14 protein-coding genes are annotated in these 20,319 nt (G+C 62.9%); 9 read left to right on the forward strand and 5 right to left on the reverse strand.

The window, feature by feature from the left end:
• Nucleotides 1-39: 39 nt before the first annotated feature.
• Both SFHG_RS07495 and SFHG_RS07500 read right to left on the reverse strand, forming a co-directional pair.
• Nucleotides 40-1,476 (reverse strand): sensor histidine kinase, encoded by a 1,437-nt coding sequence (locus SFHG_RS07495; protein WP_042435819.1) that lies wholly within the window; start codon nucleotides 1,474-1,476, stop codon nucleotides 40-42.
• Nucleotides 1,476-3,263 carry a hypothetical protein gene (locus SFHG_RS07500; protein WP_042435822.1) on the reverse strand — a complete coding sequence of 596 codons (1,788 nt, stop codon included), beginning with the start codon at nucleotides 3,261-3,263 and terminating at the stop codon, nucleotides 1,476-1,478. The genes SFHG_RS07495 and SFHG_RS07500 overlap by 1 nt, the downstream gene beginning before the upstream one ends.
• A 360-nt stretch (nucleotides 3,264-3,623) precedes the next feature.
• Here SFHG_RS07500 and SFHG_RS07505 point away from each other — a divergent pair, with 360 nt between their 5' ends.
• Both SFHG_RS07505 and SFHG_RS07510 read left to right on the forward strand, forming a co-directional pair.
• On the forward strand, nucleotides 3,624-5,075 hold the full coding sequence (locus SFHG_RS07505; protein WP_042435825.1) for a TFIIB-type zinc ribbon-containing protein: 1,452 nt from the start codon (nucleotides 3,624-3,626) through the stop codon (nucleotides 5,073-5,075).
• Between the two features lie 144 nt (nucleotides 5,076-5,219).
• A complete protein-coding gene (locus SFHG_RS07510; protein ID WP_042435827.1) occupies nucleotides 5,220-6,593 on the forward strand; it encodes an SPFH domain-containing protein in 1,374 nt (457 codons plus the stop codon).
• 278 nt (nucleotides 6,594-6,871) lie between these two features.
• On the opposite strand, the gene SFHG_RS07515 is transcribed toward SFHG_RS07510, so the two are convergent.
• Both SFHG_RS07515 and SFHG_RS07520 read right to left on the reverse strand, forming a co-directional pair.
• Nucleotides 6,872-8,014 (reverse strand): sensor histidine kinase, encoded by a 1,143-nt coding sequence (locus SFHG_RS07515; protein WP_042435830.1) that lies wholly within the window; start codon nucleotides 8,012-8,014, stop codon nucleotides 6,872-6,874.
• On the reverse strand, nucleotides 8,011-8,703 hold the full coding sequence (locus tag SFHG_RS07520) for a response regulator transcription factor (protein ID WP_081469008.1): 693 nt from the start codon (nucleotides 8,701-8,703) through the stop codon (nucleotides 8,011-8,013). The genes SFHG_RS07515 and SFHG_RS07520 overlap by 4 nt, the downstream gene beginning before the upstream one ends.
• Nucleotides 8,704-8,775: 72 nt before the next feature.
• On the opposite strand from SFHG_RS07520, the gene SFHG_RS07525 reads away from it, so the two are divergent.
• The 7 genes from SFHG_RS07525 to SFHG_RS07555 all read left to right on the forward strand — a co-directional run bounded on the left by SFHG_RS07525 (nucleotide 8,776) and on the right by SFHG_RS07555 (nucleotide 16,581).
• Complete coding sequence (locus tag SFHG_RS07525; protein ID WP_202898160.1) at nucleotides 8,776-8,922, forward strand: CD1871A family CXXC motif-containing protein; 147 nt, start codon at nucleotides 8,776-8,778, stop codon at nucleotides 8,920-8,922.
• A 64-nt stretch (nucleotides 8,923-8,986) separates the two neighbouring features.
• On the forward strand, nucleotides 8,987-9,835 hold the full coding sequence (locus SFHG_RS07530; protein WP_238318305.1) for a 4Fe-4S binding protein: 849 nt from the start codon (nucleotides 8,987-8,989) through the stop codon (nucleotides 9,833-9,835).
• Nucleotides 9,836-9,852: 17 nt separating this feature from the next.
• On the forward strand, nucleotides 9,853-10,836 hold the full coding sequence (locus SFHG_RS07535; RefSeq protein WP_238318306.1) for a TlpA family protein disulfide reductase: 984 nt from the start codon (nucleotides 9,853-9,855) through the stop codon (nucleotides 10,834-10,836).
• A gap of 221 nt (nucleotides 10,837-11,057) precedes the next feature.
• Nucleotides 11,058-11,951, forward strand: a complete 894-nt coding sequence (locus tag SFHG_RS07540; protein ID WP_042435842.1) for an aldose 1-epimerase family protein — start codon at nucleotides 11,058-11,060, stop codon at nucleotides 11,949-11,951.
• Nucleotides 11,952-12,207: 256 nt separating this feature from the next.
• The gene (locus SFHG_RS10170; RefSeq protein ID WP_052297862.1) at nucleotides 12,208-14,175 is read left to right on the forward strand and encodes a hypothetical protein; all 1,968 of its coding nucleotides are present in this window, start codon (nucleotides 12,208-12,210) and stop codon (nucleotides 14,173-14,175) included.
• A 299-nt stretch (nucleotides 14,176-14,474) separates the two neighbouring features.
• A complete protein-coding gene (locus SFHG_RS07550; protein WP_052297863.1) occupies nucleotides 14,475-14,705 on the forward strand; it encodes a winged helix-turn-helix domain-containing protein in 231 nt (76 codons plus the stop codon).
• 100 nt (nucleotides 14,706-14,805) lie between these two features.
• Nucleotides 14,806-16,581 carry a PAS domain-containing hybrid sensor histidine kinase/response regulator gene (locus tag SFHG_RS07555; RefSeq protein WP_052297864.1) on the forward strand — a complete coding sequence of 592 codons (1,776 nt, stop codon included), beginning with the start codon at nucleotides 14,806-14,808 and terminating at the stop codon, nucleotides 16,579-16,581.
• 111 nt (nucleotides 16,582-16,692) lie between these two features.
• Here SFHG_RS07555 and nifJ read toward each other — a convergent pair whose 3' ends face one another.
• On the reverse strand, nucleotides 16,693-20,286 hold the full coding sequence (gene nifJ, locus SFHG_RS07560; protein WP_042435847.1) for a pyruvate:ferredoxin (flavodoxin) oxidoreductase: 3,594 nt from the start codon (nucleotides 20,284-20,286) through the stop codon (nucleotides 16,693-16,695).
• Nucleotides 20,287-20,319 lie beyond the last annotated feature (33 nt).

Raw genomic sequence — 20,319 nt, forward strand, 5'->3', positions numbered from 1 at the left:
TCCCTGCATATCGCCGGAACAGCGGCGATGCCCTCTATTCTACCGTGGAACCACCGCTTCTAGGGTGAAAGGCTGGGTGGCCGTCACCTGGCAGGTGCCGCCGACCGCGCCAACGGCCTCGCGCATGCTGGGAAGCCCCGTTCCCTCGTGGAAATCGCCGGGACCTGCCAAGCCATCGTTGGTTACACGCATCGTATACGAACTGCTGCTTTCTTCAAAGGAGATGCGCACGTTGCGGGCCTGGCCATGCTTCACGGCGTTGGTGGCAGCCTCGCGGCAGATGGCGACGAACGCCTCGGCCACGGCCGGCTTCCCAGGCAGGAGGCCGACCTGCTCGATGCGCACACCCACCAGCTCGAACGCGTGCATGATGGACGCCAGCTCGGTGGGCGATTGCTCGCCGTTGGCGCGGGCCAGGTCTTCCATCATGCTGCGCACCAGGTCCGTGACCTGGTCGAGTGCCTCAGGGTTGCTACTGCCGTCCTCAAGGTAGCGATGCAGGATGGAAAGGCGCTGGCCGATGGTGTCGTGCACGCGCGCCTTCATGTGCAGCATGGCCTCGTTGCGCGCGACCTCGCGGATGCCCGCAAGCGACTCCTCCAACTCGCGATTCGCCTGGTCAAGCAGGTCGTTCGTGCGCGCGATGGTGATGTTGAGGCGCTCCTCCTCCGTGACATCGATGGCCGCAAGGCGACGATACGTCTTTCCGTTGACCTCGGCGGTGTCGCGCTTGAACAGGCGCACGTTGCCTTCCCCGACCTGGATGCGCACGCCTTCGGGCAGCACGTCGTTTATGGGCGCCGCACCGCGTTTCGCTATCTCGCACAGGTTTTCCCACAGCATGCTGACATCGGACAGGTCGGTGGCGAAGCCGAGCTCCATGAGGCACCATCGCATGGCATCGTTCATGTACAGCACGCGCCCGCCCTTGTCGGCCATTGCCAGGCCCTCGGGCAGGCGGTCGACGGCCTCGATGGCGGAAAGCTGCGTGATGCTGTTGCGGAATCGCCGGATGTCCAAGATGAGCCCGGCGCTCACACGGAACGTCAGGAACGCGGCATCGGCTATGAACAGGTACGGCGCGAAGGCGCCGGCGGCGTCGATGACGGGCGGCGAGCATGCGGCGAACAGCGCGATCTCCCATGCCATCACCGGTTTGCGGTAGCGGATGGCAAGCGCCAGCCCCATGACGGCCAAGGCCAGGTTGAACCAAAGCAGCGCGCTCAAGGGCAGCGCCGTCACGCGCAGGTGCAGTAGCAGGACGCCATGGTTCGAGTACGCCGACAACATGGTGGCGGTCGCAAGGTACAGATGCACCACCAGCAGCGCCTCGTACACGGAGGCAGCCGATACCGGGCGCGCGTTTTTGCGCGCCGCCAGGAACAGCGCATGCAGCGTCTGCGCGGCGGTCAGCAGGAAGAACACGGCCGTGAGCGTCGCGACCACGGGGATCTTGGTGAACAGCAGCTCTTCCATCACGCAACCCCCTCGTCTTCGCTCACCTGCACCGCCAGCGTCGCGCCATCGGGCGCGATGTCAAGGGTGAAGCGGACGTTGCGGCGCTCGAGGACCCGGCGCAGCTCCTCGAGGGAGCGCGTGTAGCTCTCGGTCTGCACCGACTCCTCGGCCTCAAGGGCGGCGCGCATCTCCACGACGCGCCGGCGCCGCTGGGCGCCCGGGCCTTCGCCGGCTTCCGGGCCATCGCTGACGAACAGCATGAGGATGGGATCGCTTGCCGCGAACGCGGCCGCCGCGAAATCGTAGAGGCAGTCGTAGAGCACGCTAACCGTGGAGGCCGGCAGCACGCGCTTGACGTCCACGAGCGCGGCGCAGTCGATGCCCAGGGTGCGCAGGTCGGCGGCCGTTTCGTTGAACACCAGCTGAAGGCGTTCGCGGTTGAACGCTGGGTCGCTTTTCCCTGCCAGCACAAGCCCGCCCTTTCGCTTGCAGTACGCGATGAGCAGCTTGACCTCGGTGAGCCGCTCGCGCCGCTGCGCCAGGCTTTGCGGGTCGTTGTCGCGGGGGAGGTCGGAAAGCAGCTCGTCGATGCGCCGGGTCTTCGCCGCAAGCGTCTGCTCGATCTCGTCGATGAGCGCGCGTTCCTGTTGCGTGCGGTACAGCACGCCGTCGATGGCATGGCGGTGCTTCAGCAGGTCGTTGTGCGCCCGCAGGCTGTCCTGCTGCCGCTCGAGCGTCTCGCGCCGCTCGTCGATGGCGGCGACGTCCTCGGCCAGCAGCGCCGACCCGCCGGTGACGTGGTAGCCCCGGAACAGCGTATGGGGGACCGCCGTGGTGCGGAAGCTCGTGATGCTTCGCCGGGGAAGATTGGATTGCAGGAGCATGGAATGCAGCGCGTCGTCGTGAGCGCTTGGCTGGAACAGCGCGGTGTGCAGCGCCACCTCGCCGGTGCGCGAAAGGATGCGCAGGTTGAACGGCAGCGCGGAGAACATGGATTCGCGCCAGTAATACGAAGGAAGTATTCCCAGGTCAAGCGCTATCTCAAGGCAGGAGACCAGCAGAATGCTGTATACGAGCCCAAGGTTCGAGCCTATCAGGAACCGCAGGATGTAGAGCACCGTGTACGCCCCCAGCACGCCCGCGATAAGGGCCATGGGCACGAACGCGCTGCGCAGCTGCCTGCGCGCAGCGGCGAACGAGCAGGCGAAGAACAGCACGATCTGCGTGATGATCCAACCGAGCACCACCCAATACCCCGGGCCGTACGTGTAGCTGCCCGACCATAGCGGGTCGTCGAACGAGAAGCGGAACACCATATGATGCAGGTTGTTCGTGAGCACGAGCGCGATAAGCGCGGCATCGATGGCCAATACGGCCCGTTTCGCGTAGCTTGTGACGGGCATGCGGTCGAGGGCCGAGGCGCGCATGGCGCTGAACAGGCTGAACGTGCTGGTCAGCAGCATGGGCACATAATAGAGGTACCACATGATGGAGGTCAGGTGGTCGTTGCCGGTAGGGTATTTCAGCGTGACGATGAGCAGCCAGGCGATGCATAGGGCGGCGTTGGCCTTCAGATAGCGCGCGATCTGCGCGTCCGAGCAGCGAAGGTGGATGGTGAACCCCCAGGCAGCCAACAAGGGGGCCATGGCAAGCATGAAGCCCGTCGACCTTGATGCGCCGGTGGGCATGCCGTGCAGGCTTGGCGTGGGGAAGGGGCCTGCGGCCTGCAGCACGGCGAGCACCAGGCCCAGCACGGCGCCTGCGATGGCGCACGCGATCAGCACATGTTTGCGGTCGACATCCATGGTCGGCTTCCCCTTTCCGTTTCCCTGATCCCCTGTTTGCCCCTGATGCGGAAGGGCCTGCCCTGGCGTGGCGACGCTTCCTGATGCGGAAGGGCCCGCGCTGACGCGGCGGCGCTCCCCGATGGCCGAAGCCGCTTCGCGCGGAGGCCCGCTTCGCTGCCGCATCCCCGCTTGGCCCTACGCTCGTTTCGGCTCATTGTACGCGCTCGATCGGCTATTGCTCCCCGAATCGCAAAGTCGGGCCGCGGGTTGCTGAAATGCGGCTGAAAATGGGACAGCATGGCGCTTCTGAAGCGCCCTGCTTTGGTAAGCTGTTACCAGAGGTTTTCTCCACATACGCATTCGGGAAAGGGAAAAACCATGGCCCAAGAATCGGTGAACTATCAATGTCCGAACTGCATGGGGCCGCTGCGCTACAAGGGCGATAGCGGCATGCTCGAGTGCGAATTCTGCGAATCGACGTTCACGCCGGCCCAGGTCGAGGAGGCGTATGCGGCCAAGCAGCGCGAGGCCGATGAGAAGGCGGAGGCTGCGGCGGCACGTGCCGAAGCCGGCGAGCAGTCAAGCTTCGAGCGCATGGCCGACGAGGCCGCCGGGGCGTCGTCGGTGGTCACCGAGGACGTCATCGACGCCGCCGTGGCGGTGGGCGCCCAAGCCGACAGCTCCATCGCATCGTATCTCTCGCGCGCCAGCTGGAACGAGGAGGAACGTGCCGGCATGCGCAGCTACCTGTGCTCGTCGTGCGGCGCGCAGCTGACGTCCGACGCCACCACCGCCATCCAGGAATGCCCCTATTGCGGCAACCAGGCCATGGCGCCCGGCTCGTTCGTGGACACCGCAAAGCCCGACTTGGTCATCCCGTTCAAATTGGACAAGGCCGCCGCCGAGCAGACTCTTACCGAGTACTACAAGGGCAAGAAGTTCCTTCCGAAGGAATTCGCCGCGCAAAACCGCATCGCCCATGTGCAGGGCGTGTACGTGCCGTTCTGGCTTTACGACGGATCGGCCAGCGGCGAGGGCACCTTCGAGGCGCGCAACATACGCACCTGGCGCGAGGGCAAATACGAGGTCACGGAAACCGATGTGTACAACGCGTGGCGCCAGGGCTCGTCGGAGTTCACGCGCATCCCCGCCGACGGTTCGGCGAAGATGCCCGACGAGCACATGGACGCCATCGAGCCGTTCGACTACGACGAGCTGACCCCGTTCTCGGTGGCTTACTTGCCCGGCTTCTCCGCCGAGCGCTACGACCAGGACTCCGACGCATGCTGTCATCGCGCGGTGCGCCGCATGGAGAACACGCTTGCCGACCAGCTGCGCGACACCGTCACCGGCTACGACGAGGTCGACCCGGCCGATGTGGACGCCGAGGTGTCGTTCTCCGAGGTCAAGCAGGCGCTGCTGCCGGTGTGGATGCTGCATACGCGCTGGAAGGACAAGGACTTCCTGTTCGCCATGAACGGGCAGACGGGGCGCTTGGTGGGCGATCTGCCGGTGTCGCCGTTGAAGGTGGTGCTGTGGTTCTTGGGCATCTTCCTGGTGGTCGGCGCCGTCATGCTGGGCGTGGATTTCGGGTTCATCCAGTTCGACGATACCGTCACCCGCGTGGGCGTCGATGCGGGCGTGCCGCTGGTCGTGGCAGCCGGCACGTGCATCTATTTCTACTCGCAGATGAAAACGGCGGTGGAGCAGCGCAGCGCGCATGCGTACGTGGTCAACGGCAGCTTCGACTTAACAGGCAGCGATGACACGTTCGTCACCTCGTATCAGACGCGCACGCTTGTGGAAACGGATGACGACGACAAGCGGTAACCGACTTCCACCGGTTGTGAACGGCGCCGATCGTCGCTTCCGTAACGGAACGGCCGCCGCCGCACGCGATCGGGTATAACCAGGCTCTATCTAATAGGTTTTGGAATAGCGAACGAACAGGCAGCATCGGATAAGGAGGACATCATGGGTTTGATCAAAGCGGGTATCGGGGCTGCGGGCGGCGTGCTGGCCGACTCTTGGCGCGAGTACTTCTACTGCGATTCGCTTGAGGCTGACGTGCTGTGCGCGAAGGGCCAGAAGCGCATCTCCGACAAGGGCCGCAGCTCGAACATCAAGGGCGAGAGCAACATCATCTCGGATGGGTCGATCATCGCGGTGAACGAGGGTCAGTTTATGATCATCGTGGAGCAAGGCGCCATCGTCGACGCCTGCGGCGAGGCGGGCGAGTTCGTGTTCGACAAGTCCACCGAGCCCAGCCTGTTCTTCGGCGAGTCCGGCACGCTGGGCGACCGCATCAAGAAGTCGTTCGAGCGCGTGGGAGCGCGTTTCTCCTTCGGCGGCGACACGGGCAAGGACCAGCGCGTGTACTTCTTCAACGCGAAGGAGATCGTGGGTAACAAGTACGGTACGGCCCAGCCGGTGCCGTTCCGCGTGGTGGACGCCAACATCGGCCTTGACGTGGACATCTCCGTGCGCTGCAACGGCGAGTACTCCTACAAGATCGTCGACCCGCTCATGTTCTACAAGAACGTGTGCGGTAACGTCGAGGAGCCCTACACGCGCGACAAAATCGATTCGCAGCTGAAAAGCGAGCTTTTGACAGCGCTGCAGCCGGCGTTTGCGAAGATCAGCGCCATGGGCGTGCGTTACTCGGCCGTGCCGGCGCACACCACCGAGCTTGCCGACGCCCTGAACGAAGTGCTGTCGGAGAAGTGGGGCCAGCTGCGCGGTCTGCAGGTGGCAAGCTTCGGCGTGAACGCTATCGCGGCGTCCGAAGAGGACGAGCAGATGATCAAAGATCTGCAGAAGGCTGCGGTCATGCGCGATCCGAACATGGCGGCTGCGAACCTGGCGGCATCGCAGGCCGACGCCATGCGCACGGCAGCTGCGAACGAGAACGGCGCCATGATGGGCTTCATGGGCATGGGCATGGCCAACGCGGTGGGCGGCATGAACCCGCAGGGCCTGTACGGCCAGGGCGGCAGCGCCCCGCAAAGCCAGTATCCCGTGGCGGCAGGCGGCGGCTTCGCGGCGCCTGCCGCCGAGCCTGCGCCCGCTGCAGCGCCGGCGGCGGCACCTGCTGCAGGCGGCGACACGTGGACGTGCTCCTGCGGCGCCTCCAACACCGGCAAGTTCTGCAGCAACTGCGGCAGCCCCAAGCCCGAGCCGCCAGCGGCTGCCGGTGAGTGGACCTGCTCGTGCGGCGCCTCCAACACTGGCAAGTTCTGCAGCAACTGCGGAAGTCCCAAGCCCGCAGGCGACGGCGGCTGGGATTGCCAGTGCGGCCAGCACAACACCGGCGCGTTCTGCAGCAACTGCGGCACGAAGCGCCCGTAAGGCGGCTTTTGCGCGATGTGGGAGCGGGCTTTTCACGTGAGAGGCTCCCGTAAGGCGATGAGCTGGCCGCGGCGTGCGGCGCGGCTTGCACTCCCGCGATATCCCTCGCGCCGCGCGGCATCCGACCCCGACCCGCGCGGCGAAGCGCGATGCGCAAACTTGATGGCGGCGCCCGTATATCATGCGGGTGCCGCTTTTTGCGGGTAGGATCTTTTCGCCAACGATGCGCCGCTCATGGCGCATGGGCCGTGGTTGGGGCACGCTTAGAGTCCAATCGGCTACTTCGCAGCGCCTAGCTTAGGGAGGGTTGCGAGCATGACGGTGCCGTGGCTGGAGCTGTTCTCGACTTCGATCGTGCCGCCGTGAAGCGTCGCGATTTCCCATACCAGCGACAGGCCCAACCCTACGCCCCCGTATTCCCTGCTGCGAGACTTGTCAACGCGGAAAAACGGCTGGAACACGCTGTCTCGGTGCTGTTCGGGGATTCCGAAGCCCTCGTCTTCGATGCGGATGAGAACGCGATCGTCTTCCTCGTCGACGGTCACGTCGATCGTCGAGGCGGGGCGGCTGTAGCGAATTGCGTTCTCGACAAGGTTGAACACCATCCGATACATCAATGGGTCGCTGCCGTTTATTAGGCTGTTCCCGCGGCAGGCGAGGGCGATGCTCTTTTGGTCGGCGAGCGGGGCGAGGTCTGCTAGCACCTCCTCGATCAGGGGCGCGAGTTCGATTTCGTCGTTGCAGGGGATGGCGCGCAGCTCGCTCATTTCGAGCAATGTGCTCGTCATGCTCGACATTCTCTCGGTTTGCTCGCGCAGCAGCGTAAGGAGGTCGTTGGTCGCTGGTGGTACGTCAGGGTGTTCTACTGCGAATAGCTCCATTTGGGCTTGCATGAGCGCCAGCGGCGTGCGCAACTCGTGCGCGGCGTTGCCGGAGAACTGGCGTTGCGCGGCGAAACCCGCGTCAAGGCGATTTATCATGCCGTTGAACGATTCGCTGAACCTTTTGAATTCCGGAAGCACGTCCTCGCTGATTTTCGAATCGGCAAGATTCCCTGGTTGCACGTATTCGATTTGCGCGGCGAAAGCCCGTAGGGGTCTGAGTGCGCGGCCGCTTGCGAAGTATGCGAGCACGCCTCCGATAAGCGTCACCACAGCGGTAATGCACCAGCTAGTAGTGCCGAACGACTTTTGCGCGTCGCTCACTACAATCGTCAGCTCATTGCCGACGTCCTCGCTTCCTGGGTCGAATGACTTGGGAGCATCCTCGTTCACGTTGCTATAAGCTGATACCTCGCTGCCGATCTCATCCATATATTGCATTCCGGAATAGCCGACAAGGAAATTCATCGATAGGCAGGCCGCGCAGACGAGGGCGGCCGTCATCAACGTGATGCGCCATTGCAGCGAAAGGTCCTTCATTCGCGTTCCTCCATCACGTAGCCTTGCCCTATGCGGTTGCTGATAGGGTCGTGCCCGAGCGCTTCGCGCAGCTTCTTCCTAAGCGCCGACATATGGACCCTGGCTGAATTGCTGAAGCTGTTCGCGCTGCAGTCCCACACGTGCTCGAGGAGCTCCTCCTGGCTAACCGGTCGCCCTTGGTTGAGCATCAGGTACTCCAATATGCCCGTTTCCTTTCGAGTCAGGGAAAGGGATCGATCGTTTGCGCAAGCCTTACGAGAGCTTGTGTCAAAAGAAAGGGTTCCGCAGGTCAGCACAGTGCTGTCTTGAATAAATCGCCTGCGGGTCAGGCTTCGTATCCTGGCTGCGAGCTCTTCTAAGTGAAACGGTTTTGTCAGGTAATCGTTGGCCCCAGCGTCCAAGCCGCCTACCTTATCGGCGATGTCGCTTCGTGCCGATAAGATCAGCACCTTCGTGTCGTGGTCGGTTTCCCGAAGCGTTTCAAGCACCGTCATGCCGTCCGCTTCGGGAAGGTTCAGGTCGAGCACGACCAAGTCGAAGGTTTCGATGGCGAGCAGGTCGATAGCCGTTTGCCCATCATGGCAGCAATCGACGCTATAGGCAAGATGGCGAAGGCTGCGGGCGATTGCGTCGCACAGCGCCTTTTCGTCCTCGACAACCAAAATACGCATATCGGGCCTCCGGCTCATACGTGTTGTTCCTTAACGCGGATTTTATAGCAGACATGATTACATATGCCCGAGAACGAAAGGAGCGTCAGATTGTTCAAAACAAGGAAGGCGGTATTCCAGGCGATCTTGCTGATCGTCGGGGCGGCCATGGTGGGCGTCGGCGCCCTTCGGGGTGAGGCCGACATCGTGCTCAGCAAGGCTATCAGGCTGTGTTTGGAGTGTGTTGGGATTGGGTAAGGGAAACTTCCATGCGTCGTGGCTTTTAAGCCGTTTCCGCGGGTTTGTCCAGGCGGGTGCCGCATTGCTTTCGAATATCCACCTGCCGAACCTTATCAAGGGCGGTATTCATCAGGGCGATTCGAAAGCAGTGTGCGTTCCTGGTTTGAACTGCTATTCCTGTCCAGCCGCTGCGGGTGCTTGCCCTATCGGCGCCTTTCAAGCAGTGGTCGGATCGTCGAAGTTCAGCTTCTCGTATTACGTGACCGGGTTCTTGATTTTGACGGGCGTGCTGCTGGGACGTTTCGTGTGCGGATTTTTGTGCCCGTTCGGCTGGCTGCAGGAACTGCTGCACAAGATTCCGGGCAAAAAGCTGTCCACGGGTAAGCTCAAGCCGTTGAGATACGTGAAGTACGGGGTGTTGGCGTTGACCGTAGTGTTCCTGCCCGCGGTGCTCGTGAACGACGTCGGCATGGGCGACCCGCTGTTCTGCAAGTACATCTGTCCCCAAGGCGTTCTCGAGGGTGCGATCCCGCTTTCCCTCGTCGATAGCGGCATCCGATCGGCGTTGGGGGTGCTATTCACATGGAAGCTTGCGGCATTGATCGCAGTAGTTGTGCTGAGCGTGCTGTTCTATCGGCCGTTTTGCAAATGGGTTTGCCCCCTTGGCGCGTTCTACGCCCTGATGAACAAGGTTTCCTTGCTGGGGATGAAGGTCGATCAGGGCAAATGCATCTCCTGCGGTACGTGCGCGAGGACTTGCAAGATGGATGTCGACGTGACGGCTTCACCGGATCACGCTGAATGCATACGCTGCGGGATGTGCGTGAACGCTTGCCCCGTTGACGCCATCAGCTATCGCTTTGGCACGTGCGTGTCATGCGGTCATCACGCCGCGGAGGCGGATAGGGTTCGAATGACGGATATCGATTGAAAAACGGAGGAATGAAGATGAGGAAGACTAAGAATATGAACACGAAGCTGTTGAAGATATCGGCTGTGCTGGCCGCATCCCTGCTGGCGATCGGTCTTGCCGCTTGCTCCGCCGGCACCGGCGGAGACGAGCGCCCGGCAGGCGCATCCGATGCGGCTGCGTTGATCGAGGCGCAGCCGAGCAACGCCGATGAGGCGGCGAAGCTGTATGAGCAGCTTATGCAGAAGGAAAACGAAGTGCTTTCGGCCGATTCGCAGCTTTGGGAGAAGCTGTTCCTTTCGGCAAGCAAGGAAAGCCCGATGATCGAGGATGGCAGCAACTATGGCGACTTCCTTCTAGCTACGCTTGAAGGCGCCAAGGATAAGTTCACGGCACAGGAACTGGAAACGCTGAATACCGGGGCGGAACAGATCAAACGGATCGAGGACAAGCTTGCGGCCCTGGAGCAGGAATTCCCCGGATGCGGCAGCACGCCGAGCCAGGGCGAGAGCGTTGACGCCCAGAGCGCGGGCATGACGGCAAAAGCCGAGGGGACGGAGAAGTTCCCGAGCTTCAACGGAAAGGACCTTGACGGTAACGACGTGAGCAGCGATGAGCTGTTCTCGAACAACACCGTTACGGTTGTCAACTTCTGGTTCACTACCTGCAAGCCGTGCGTGGGCGAGCTTGGGGAATTGGAAGCGCTTAACCAGAAGCTTGCGGACAAGGGCGGCGCGGTCGTAGGCGTCAATTCCTTTACCCTTGACGGCGACAAAGCTGCGATTTCCGAGGCGAAGAGCATCTTGGAGAAAAAGGGCGTGTCTTATAAGAACGTCTGGTTCGGCTCGGATAGCGAAGCCGGCAAGTTCACCTCCAAGCTGTACTCGTATCCGACCACCTACGTGGTCGACAGCAACGGCAACATCGTGGGACAGCCCATCGTGGGTGCGATCACGTCCGGCGAGCAAGCGAAGAAGCTTGACGCGCTGATCGACGAGGCGATTGCGAACAGCGGACGATAAAGCGGGGCGGTTACGCTGTGCTCGGCAAGGGTTTGCGGCATGCGGGCAACGCGGGACTTCGGGCTCGATAGCTTTCCATGCGGAACCGAGGGAGCAAGGCATCGGTCCTGACCCGCGTAACGAAGCGCGATGCGCAAACTTGATGGCGGCGCCCGTATATCATGCGGGCGCCGCTTTTTGCGGGTAGGATAGCAAGCGGTATCGAAAGAAAGGACCCCATTATGCCCGAACCCGTTTCCCTTCGCCATGGGCGCCTGAGCGCCGCCGTCGACCCCATGGGGGCGCAGCTGCTCAGCCTGCAGTTGGATGGCCACGAGTATCTGTGGCAGGGCGATCCGCGGTTTTGGGCCAGGCGGGCGCCGGTTTTGTTCCCCATCGTGGGGTCGTTGCGCGATGGGCGTGCGGAGTCGGCGCAGGGGCCGTGCGTGATGGGGCGCCATGGCATTGCGCGCAACTACGAGCATGCGGTGGTTGACCGCGCCGCCGATGGGTCGTCGGTCACCTTCGAGCTGCGCGATTCGGCCGAGACGCGCGCCGCGTATCCGTATAGCTTCAAGCTGAACATGACCTACGTCATCACGGGCGAGGCCACGCTTTCCCAGACGTTTCGCGTGACGAACACCGGCGATGCAACGCTGCCGTTTTGCGTGGGCGGGCATCCGGCGTTCAATGTGCCCGTGGGCGATGCGGCCGACGAAACCTTCGAGGATTATGTGCTCAAGTTCGCCCGTCCTTGGACCTGCACACTGCCGGTGATCGGCGAAGATGGTCTTATGAGTTGGGATAACGCATTTGAATGCCCGCAGGGGTCCGACACCGTGGCGCTCACGCATGCGTCGTTCGCCCATGATGCGCTCATGTTCACGGACGTTCCCGACGGCATGCTCACGCTGCTGGGCACGAAAAGCGGGCACGGCGTGCGCGTCGAGTTCCCGGGCTTTCCCTATATCGGCGTATGGTCCGCGGCCAACGATGCGCCGTTCGTGGCGCTTGAGCCGTGGTCCGGGCACACCACCGCCCACGACGAGGACGATGTGTTCGAGCGCAAAGCCGGCATGACGCAGCTAGCCCCAGGCGAAACCAACGAGCGCACGTTTCACCTCACGCTGTTCTAGCTGATTCCCGCTTCAAGTTTCGATCCGCTGCTTATTTAAGATGCTTATGAGTATCATACTCATAAGCATCTTATGCACAAGGAAGCGATTTCGCGCAAAACCCCAGGTGGGCGAGAGGATTCGCATATGCGAACCTAGGCAATAAGAAGAATGCGGCGCAATGTGTCTCCATGGAAACCGGCTTTTGACCAAGGAGGCAGCTATGCGCAAACGACACCCTGAACAACGAGCACGACACGCGAAGGATTGCTCGCCAATGAACGGGGCGGAGCGCCGCACGGGCGCCAAAATCGCCTGCGTCGGAGTGAGTGCTCTCATTGCGGGGCAGTTGTTTATGCCCGCCGCATCGCTCGCCGCCGAGACGGCGGACAAAGACACCGCAACGAACGACGCTGCCGCAGTTGCGGCCCCGGCAGCCCAGGCAACGCCCGCGGCGGAAACCGCCCCTGCGGCAAGCGCGGCGCCTGCGCCAGCGGCGCCGGCCGCTTCCGCGCCTGCAAGCAATAGCGCCTCAGCAGACCAGCAGGCTGCTTCCCAGCAGGCCCAGCCCGCCGCACCGGCAGCGATGGCGAACGACGCTGCCGCGGCAGATCAAAATGCTGCTACAGGGCAAAACGGCAACGCCGATAACGCTGCAGCTTCGGCAAACGGCGCTATCCAGACCCGCGGTGTGACCGACGTCGTCGGCGAAGGCGGCGTGAAGATCAACACGACCGTGGTCGACCATTACACGGACTGCGCGCTTCCGGGCAATATCACGCTCGCAAAGGGTCAGTCGTACACCTTCGATTTTCCCGATGTGGAAGGCGGTATACCGGAAACGCCGCTCAGCGGAATCGTCGAGACCAAGTATTACCGGGCAGATGCCGCTTCAGGCGCCCTTGTCGAAGTTCTGGACGCATCCATGTCTGACGTGTCGGCTCATTTCGAGCCTATCGGCAATCACATGAGGCTGACGCTCACCTTTACGGGCGGCACGGCAAGCGGCCAATACCAGCTTACGCGCAATGACGACCTTCTGGTCGCCTCGACGCTCACGTTTACCGGCGCCGATTATGAGGGTGACAACATCATCGCCGGCGACCCCGATGACATCTTCAACGCCTACAAGCCGGGCGGTTCCGTGGTGATCAACGAAACCAGGGACAACTATTATCTCCGCTACAACATCAACAGCGAGATCACGCTCGTCTCGGCGGAAAAGAAAGCCCTTGAGAGCCTGAACGTCGACAACGTGAAGACCGACTACGCGCCCGGCGAGGCACCGCGTGCGACCGCGACCATCCCTGCCGTCGATGCCGACAAGTACGAAATCGCCTACGAGTGCTGGGAGGAAATGGACGGCAGCGACCCCAGGGAGCTTACGCCCGTCGCCTTCTGGTATTCCGATCCCGGCAAGTACGCGCCGGGCATGAAGAAGATCACCCAGTTCGAAGAGGGCAAGTTCTACATGTACTCCGTTGAGCTACGGCTTAAGGACGGCAATACCCTGGCCGATGACTGCAACGTGAACGTCAACGGCCAATGGGCGAGCAACACCATCAAGACCGTTGAAGGCGTATTTGTGCCGAATGCGGCGAATATGCTGTGCGAGCAGCCGATCGTCGAATGGCAGGCTATCGACCTTATCGAGATCAACGGCGTCACGACCACTTTCAAGGCAGGCGACAAGCCGGTGTTCACGGCAAGCACCCCCGAAGGCTCGAACGCTATCTTCCAGTGCGAGTACTGGACGGGCAGCGACGGCAGCGAGGTGAACTCCGTCGAGTTCTGGGACCAGAACATCACGAACCACATCGACGCCTTCAAGCCCGGCGTGACGTATCGCTACGGCGTGTACCTCAAGCCGGCGCGCGGTTTCTACTTCGCGCCCGACGCTAAGCTGATGATCAACGGCGCGGCATGCGGCTACAAGGTGGGTGAAGCAAGCGAAATCGATCCCGAGAGCGGTATGATTCAAACCCTGTGGCTGAGCACCGATCTGGCCTTCACGCCGGAAGGGGCAGCACCTGGCCCGCAGCCGCAGCCTAGCGACAACAACAGCGGCGCGACTAAGGCCGAAGATCCCGCCAAGCCCGCAACGGCCAAGGCTGCGGCAAACAAACCCGCCACGGGCAACCTTGCCGCAACGGGCGATGACGCAGCCTTGATGGCGGCCGCCCTGGGCATCGCCGGGGCAACCGCCGCCACAGCCGTCGCCGCAGCAAGGCGCCGCAACCACTAAAGAGTTGAGGCAGGATTCCCCCGTCCCCCAAATACCGCTGATTGTAACAATTTGTTGCGTGCTAGGTTTCGCGAATTAGTTCATAACCCCATATAAAACGGTTATAACGGCTCAAAACTAATCGAAATCAAGCAGATGAATAGGGGGTGACACATCACGCTTGACGCATGCGATAGCGTTGCGCTAAAGTACCCCAGAGCTAGATTTTAAGCGGCGGCTTCCGCCGATTATGGAAAAGTGAGGGGATTGCTGTGAGTCACGCCGGAGCGGAGCCAGCTCGGCGGCAACAAAGCGTGGGGTTGACCAATTCTCAACTGAGGATTCTCGGTTATATCGCCTCGTGCGGTGCGCAGGGTTGCTCCGACACCAAAAACGCCATCGCGGAAAAGCTCGGCGTGTGCCCGAAGACGGTCGATCGCGCCGTGCGCCGCATGCGCGACGATGGGCTTATCGTCTCGACGGCGCGTTTCGATGAACACGGTTCCCAGCTCGGCAACGTGTACTTCATCGGAGCCGGTTCAAAGCAATAGATTGCAGTTGTTCTCAAGCCGCCGACGGCTCAGCGCGTCGGCGGCTTTTCGTTAGGGTCATACGGAAGCGGGATGTATCGGCCGATGATGGGGGGCGAACATGAACGACAATCTGAAAGCCGGATCGGAGCAGGGGGATGCTTCGTCTTCCTTTGACTTCGCCGGCGTCGCGGATCGCGAGGAGCGCGAACGGCTGCTCATGGAGGAGCTGCGTCGGACGCAGCGCGCGCTCGCCGAGGCGGAAATGGAAATAAAGCAGAAGCAGCGCGCCCTTGCCGAGCACGCCTTCGAGCAGGAAGCCGCCGATGTGCGCGCTCTTATGCACGCCGCCTGCTGGACGGCCGATTTCGACGAGCAGGGCAACCCCACGGGATTCTGGTTCTCAGACGAGTGTCGCCGCGTCCTTGGTTTCGAAAGCGGGGACGACTTCCCTGAAAACGGCGAGAACATGGACAGGTTCATAGCCACCGACGACCTGGCCCGCATCAACAGCGAGTTCCGCATCGCCGCAACGGAGGGCGGTCCGTACGACGTTAACTATTGCGTACGGCGCAAGGACGGCAGGCGCATGTGGGTCCGCGCCGCCGCGAAGTTCCGCCGCGACGAGCGGGGGATCGCGCGCTCGTGCATGGGCGTGTTCGTGGACATCGACGACGCGGTCAAGAACCAGGCGCGCCAGCAGCAGGCCCTTGAGCAGGCTCTCGAGCGCGCGGACCACGCAAGCAAGGTGAAGACCGACTTCCTCCACCGAATGAGCCATGACATGAGGACCCCCTTGAACTGCATCCTGGGGCTTTTGGAGCTCTGCGAACGCAACCGTGACGACGAGGCACTGCTGTGGGAGAGCCACGACAAGATGAGGACGGCCGCCAGACACCTGCTTTCCCTTATCGACGACACGCTCCAGGCCAGCAAACTCGGTGAGGGCGAGCTTGCCCTTATGCGCGAGCCTATCGATCTGGCGCGTTTGCAGGCAGAAGTCGATGACATCATGCAGCTGCTCGCCGCCGAAGCAGACGTGAGCATGGAGGGTCATCAGGAGAAGGACGGCCTCGCGTATCGGTATGTCCTTGGCAGCGAGTTGTACCTGCGCCAGATCTTCCTGAACATCTACAGCAACTGCATCAAGTATAACCGCCCCGGCGGCAAAGTGATAACGCATGTGACCTCAAGCGAGCAGCTCGATGGCAAGATTTTGCTTCGCTGGGAGATCACCGATACCGGCATCGGTATGAGCCCGGAGTTCTTGAAGCGCGTGTTCGAGCCTTTTGCGCGCGAGTCGAGTGTGGCGGGCACCGTCGGCGGCACGGGCTTGGGCATGCCCATCGTCAAACAGCTCATAGAGCTGATGGGCGGCTCCATCGATATCTCCAGCGAGCTGGGCGAAGGGTCCACGTTCGTGATCTCCATCCCGTTCGATCCGGCTCCCGCCCCGCGTGAAACCGAGCAGGTGGCGAATGAATCTGTCTTGAAAGGCCGTCGATTGCTGCTGGTTGAGGATAACGACCTTAATGCCGAGATCGCTGCGACGATTCTGGAGGGCGATGGCGCGTACGTGTCGATCGCCGGCGACGGCGTGCAAGCGGTGGAGGCGTTCGCTGCAAACCCAGTCGGGACCTTCGATGTCATCCTCATGGACGTGGTGATGCCGAAAATGGACGGCCTGGCTGCTACCAGGGCAATACGTGCCCTCGACCGCTCCGATGCGGCAAGCATCCCCATCATCGCGATGACGGGCAACGCCTTCCAAGAGGACGTGCAAGAATGCCTGGAAGCCGGCATGAACGCCCACATGGCCAAGCCGATCGATACGGCGAAGGCGGAGCGCGTCATCGCTGCGGCGATGAATGGGGGTCTAGATGGCGTCCGGCAATAGCCGCCAGACGGTAGCGCTGACCTTCCCCAAACCCAAAAAGGCCCGCGAGCTGCTCGGTTTTCCGAGCGCTCGCGGGCCTTCGTGCATTATGGCGCTTTCTCCGCTCGCTTACTATTCCTGCGCCATGCGGCGGTAGTGGTCGAAGCGGCGAAGGGCGTCCTCTTTACCCTGCTCGAAGAGCCTTTCGGCCTCTTCGGGGAACGACTTGGTCAGCGAGGCGAAGCGGTTCTCGCCGGCGACAAAGTCCAGGTAGTCCATGGTGGGCTCCTTGGAGTCCAGCGTCATGGGGTTCTCCTTGCGAGGGTCGTAATGGTACAGCGACCAGTAACCGCTTTCCACCGCTCGCTTCATCTCGCCCTGGACGTCGTGCATGCCGCATTTTAGGCCGTGCGAGGTGCAGGGCGCGTAGGCGATGATCACGGACGGGCCCTCGTACTCCTCGGCTTCCTTGAGCACCTTGACCAGCTGGTTGTAGTTGGCGCCCATGGCCACCTGCGCCACGTAGACGTTGCCGTAGCTCATGAGGATGGCGCCCAGGTCCTTCTTGCCGGTCTTCTTGCCGCTGGCCGCGAACTGCGCCACGGCGCCCGCCGGCGTAGCCTTGGAGCTTTGGCCGCCGGTGTTGGAGTACACCTCGGTGTCCACCACCAGCACGTTGACGTTGGCGCCGCTGGCCACCACGTGGTCCAGACCGCCGAAGCCGATGTCGTAGGCCCAGCCGTCGCCGCCGAACATCCAGAACGTCTTCTTCGCCAGCTGGTCTTTGAACTTGAGCACCTCCTGGCACACTTCCTTGGCGCTGTTGGTCAGCTTGTCCATGGAAGCCTGCGCGCATGCTACCAGGGCATCTGCGGCCTTGCGCGACGCGTCGAAGTCGTCGAACGCGGCAAGGTAGTCCTCGCAGGCGGCCTTCATCGCGGTCATGGCGGCGGCGTCGGGCGTGTCGCCCGCGTCGGCCTTCGGCTTCTCCAGCCCGTGCGTCAGGGCGCGGGACAGCTTCTCCACGCGCGCCTTCTCAACCGCGCGCTGCTGCACGGAACCCAGGAACAGGCCCAGGGAAAGCTCTGCGTTGTTCTCGAACAGGCTGTTGGTCCAAGCGGGACCGAAGCCGCGCTTGTTCACCGTGTAGGGGATGCCGGGGAACGGCGAGCCCCAGGCCTGCGAGCAGCCCGTGGCGTTCGCCCAGTACACGCGGTCGCCGAACAGCTGGGTGAGCAGCTTGGCGTAGGGCGTCTCGCCGCAGCCCGCGCAGGCGGCGGAGAACTCAAGCAGCGGCTGCTTGAACTGCGAGCCCTTCACCGTGTAGGGGTCGAATGCGCCGTCCTTGTCGGAGATGGTCAGGCCGTAGTCCCACAGCTTGCGGGCCTGGTCGGTGAGCTTGGCCGGCTGCATGTCCAGCGCGCTGGACGGACACACATCTGCGCAGCTGCCGCAGCTGGTGCAGTCGAACTGGCTGACCTGGATGGCGTAGCGCGTGCCCTCGGGCAGGTTCTTGTCGCCCTTGAGCGCGACGGTCGTGAACCCTTCGGGGGCGTTTTGCGCCTCGTCCTGGTCGAGCAGGTAGGGGCGGATGGCGGCGTGGGGGCACACGAAGGCGCAGTGGTTGCACTGAATGCACGCTTCGGCGTTCCACGCGGGCGTCTTCACGGCGATGCCGCGCTTCTCGTAGGCGGTCAGGCCCATGTCGATGACGCCGTCCTCGTAGCCGGCGAAGGCGCTGACGGGCAGGTCGTCTCCCTTCTGCGCGTTGACGGGGCGCAGGATGTTCTCGACCACCGCGGGCACGTCGGCCTTGGCAGCGTTCTTGTCGAGCGGGGCGTCCGCCCAGCTGGCGGGCACGGCGACTTCTACGCACTTCTGCGCGCCCTCTTCGATGGCCGCCACGTTCTTGGCCACCACGGCGTCGCCCTTGCGCGCGTAGGACTTGCGGGCAGCGTCCTTCATGTAGTCGAGCGCCTCCTCGACGGGCATCAGGCCCGCGATCTGGAAGAACGCCGCCTGCAGCACGGTGTTGATGTGGCTGCCCAGGCCCACGCGCTGCGCAACCTCTACTGCGTCCACGGTGAACAGGCGGATGCCGTTTTGCGCGATGTAACGCTTCATCTTGCCGGGCAGGTTGGCGTCAAGCTCCTCGGGCGTCCAGCTGGTGTTGAGCAGGAAGGTGCCGCCGGGCTTCACTTCCTGCACCATGTCGTACTGGCACACGTAGCTTTGGTTGTGGCAGGCCACGAAGTCCGCGCGCTTCACGTAGTAGGTGCTGCGGATGGGCTTCTTCGAAAGGCGCAGGTGGGACTTGGTCACGCCGAAGGACTTCTTGGAGTCGTACTCGAAGTATGCCTGCGCGTACATGTCGGCGCAGTCGCCCAGGATGCGGATAGTGTTGTGGTTCGCGCCAACGGTGCCGTCGCCGCCCAGGCCCCAGAACTTGCAGCTGTAGGTGTCGCCGTCCTCGAAATCGTCGAGCGGGCGCACGGGAAGCGACAGGTTCGTCACGTCGTCGGTGATGCCGATGGTGAAGCCGCGCTTGGGCTCGGCCGCGGCAAGGTTGTCGAACACGGCCACGATCTGGGCGGTGTCGGTGTCCTTGGACGACAGGCCGTAGCGGCCGCCGATGACGGTCACCTTGCCCGCGCGGCTGCTGTTGGCGATGACGCTGGAAACGTCCAGGAACAGCGGCTCGCCGGCCGAGCCCATGCACTTGCAGCGGTCGAGCACCGCGATGCGCTGCACGGTTTCGGGAAGGGCGCCCAGGAAGTGCTTCGCCGAGAACGGGCGGTACAGGTGCACCTGCAGAAAGCCGTAGCGCTTGCTCGTGCCGTCGGCCTGCGCGCGGGCGTTCAGGTAGTCGCACGCCTCCTGCGCGGTTCCCGACACGCTGCCCATTGCCACCACCACGTCGGTGGCGTCGTTGGCGCCGTAGTAGTCGAACACGTGGTATTCGCGGCCGGTCACGCCGGCCACCTGGGCCATGACGTCTTCGACCACGTCGGCCAGCTGGTCGTATGCGGTGTTGTTCGCCTCGCGCACCTGGAAGTACACGTCGCCGTTTTGCACGGTGGCGCGCAGCATGGGGTGCTCGGGGTTCAGGGCGCGCGCACGGAAGCGGTCGAGCGCCTCGGTATCCATGAGCGCGGTCAGCTCCTTGGTGTCGGGCATGTCGATGCGCGAGAGCTCATGGGAGGTGCGGAAGCCGTCGAAGAAGTGCATGAACGGGATGCTTCCCTTCACGGCGGCAAGGTGCGCCACGGCGGCCATGTCGGCGGCCTCCTGGACGCTTCCCGAGCTGAGCTGGGCGAAGCCGGTGTCGCGGCACGCCATGACGTCGGAGTGGTCGCCGAAGATGCTCATGGCGTGGGTTCCCACGGTGCGGCTGGCAACGTGCAGGACGCCTGGCAGGCGCTCGCCGGCGATGCGGTAGAGCACGGGCACCATGAGCATGAGGCCCTGGCTGGACGTGAAGCTGGTGCCCAGGCCGCCGGCCTGCAGCACGCCGTGGATGGCGGCGATGGCGCCGGCCTCGGACTGCATCTCGGTCAGCTGCACGCGCTGGCCGAACATGTTCAGACGGCCCTGGGCGCTCCAGCGGTCGGTGTGCTCGGCCATGGGCGAGGACGGCGTGATGGGGTAGATGGCCGCCACCTCGGTGAAGTCGTAGGCAACGTGGGCCGCAGCCTGGTTGCCGTCGACGGTTACATAGTTGCTCATTGTGAAGCCCCTCTCCGCAACGATGGTTTGAAA

The sequence above is a fragment of the Senegalimassilia anaerobia JC110 genome (assembly GCF_000236865.1).
In the GTDB taxonomy this organism is placed as follows: Bacteria; Actinomycetota; Coriobacteriia; order Coriobacteriales; family Eggerthellaceae; genus Senegalimassilia; species Senegalimassilia anaerobia.